Origin of the sequence: Synechococcus sp. R6-10, assembly GCF_047461815.1 — a bacterium.
Taxonomy (GTDB): Bacteria; Cyanobacteriota; Cyanobacteriia; order Thermostichales; family Thermostichaceae; genus Thermostichus.
In genome coordinates this window covers 1-1,355 of the sequence record NZ_JANSHW010000381.1, presented here as the reverse complement: position 1 = coordinate 1,355, position 1,355 = coordinate 1, and the positions used below count along the sequence as shown (strand labels likewise).

The 1,355-nt window shown below is 58.8% G+C and carries 2 protein-coding genes and 1 pseudogene; all 3 read left to right on the top strand.

Annotation, left to right across the window (positions count from 1 at the left end; all coding sequences use genetic code 11):
- Positions 1-325: DUF3110 domain-containing protein (locus NW837_RS10770; RefSeq protein ID WP_414331416.1), on the top strand; the 325-nt coding region annotated here is incomplete at its 5' end.
- A gap of 41 nt (positions 326-366) precedes the next feature.
- Positions 367-1,092, top strand: coding sequence for a hypothetical protein (locus NW837_RS10765; RefSeq protein WP_414331414.1), 726 nt, complete (start codon positions 367-369; stop codon positions 1,090-1,092).
- Positions 1,093-1,123: 31 nt separating this feature from the next.
- Positions 1,124-1,355 (top strand): annotated as a pseudogene (locus NW837_RS10760) (hypothetical protein); the annotation flags it as partial.

Below are 1,355 nucleotides of genomic sequence, written 5' to 3'. Positions count from 1 at the left end.
GTCTTGGGTTAGCCCAGAAGACTTGCCCCCCCAGGTGATTGTGCTGCTTTACCAAGCCAATGGGCAGGAGGGAATCTGCACGCGCCAGGTTGGGGGTCAAGATATCGTCATTGCTTTCGAGAGCTCGTTTGCGGCAAGAAAATATGCGCAGCGGTTGGCTCAACAGGGACTGCCCAAGCCCGTGGCAGAACGCTTTGACACGCAGGAGATCGTCGATTTTTGCCGCAGCGGAGGGTATGGGTTGATGGTGGTTCCGGCCAGCGAAACGCTGGAGCCCCTACAAGAAAGCACGGAAGCTGCCCGTGATTGGCAGGGCAGGTCTTGATGCCGTTTGGCCTCGATCCACTTGCGTTAAGGGTGCCCTCGATGATTAGTGTGGAACCGATCTCTGTGGACGAGTTTCGCCAGCTCATGGCCGCCGATCTGGACGCTTGCTGCGAGGCCTTTGATTTGCGGGCGGAGTACCTGCGTCTGCAGCAACAGCGGCTACGCTCCTGGGGCATGCTGGCCTTTGGTTTGATAGCAATAGCCTTGGTCATCTTCTTGGGGATGCGGGATCCCGGCTCTTGGGTGTCCTATACCGCGGCTGCCGGGATCCTACTGCTGCTCCTGTTGGGGATCCTGAGAGTCAGCCTGCGCTTGGGAAAAAGCCTGCATCGCATCCGGCAGCGTTGGCAGGAAGCCCATCTGCTCAACAGCACCCCCGAGGTGATGAAGTTTGCCACCGATCTGGCCCGCAAGGTAAAAGACTACAACCACTGGGTCAACGAGCTCCAACAATCCCTGCAGGGGGGGCAGCATTGGCGGGATTTTCGGCAACTCAGTGAGGCTGAGCAAAAGTACATCCAGTCGCTGTTTTTACAAGTGCGGGCCCAACTGGTGATGGCCCTACAGGTGTGCCGAGCTTTAGTCGAGGATCCACAAGCCTCTGTGGCTCAGTATCTCAACCAAATGGTTGCCCGGGATCAGCAACTGCTGGAGCAGTTTACCGCCAAAAACCTGACCGCCAACCGCTACGTGACCTTGGCTCGCCAGCTATCTGTGCTGGAGGAAGATTTGCAAGCCCAGCTCAGAGCCTTGGGATCCCGATGATACCCTGTTAGAGGTGTCCAGCAGCGTATTCATGGGCAGTAGAGGCACTCGAAAATTGTACGGCCTGTTGCTTGCCGGCGGGCTGGGCTTGCTGGGATGCGGGGATCCGAATGTACCCCTGACCCAACCCCCTCCCGATGCTTTTCGGGTCAGCACCCCACGGCCACCGCGCCTGGATCTCTATCCCACCCCACCACCCACGCCAACTCCTACGCCGACACCACCCCCCAGCTTGCTGGAGATCACGGCCCGTTGGTTGGGGA

What these genes read in the sequence shown, in the direction of transcription:
- NW837_RS10765 (WP_414331414.1), top strand. Translation starts at nt 367, where the DNA reads ATGATTAGTGTGGAACCGATCTCTGTGGACGAGTTTCGCCAGCTCATG.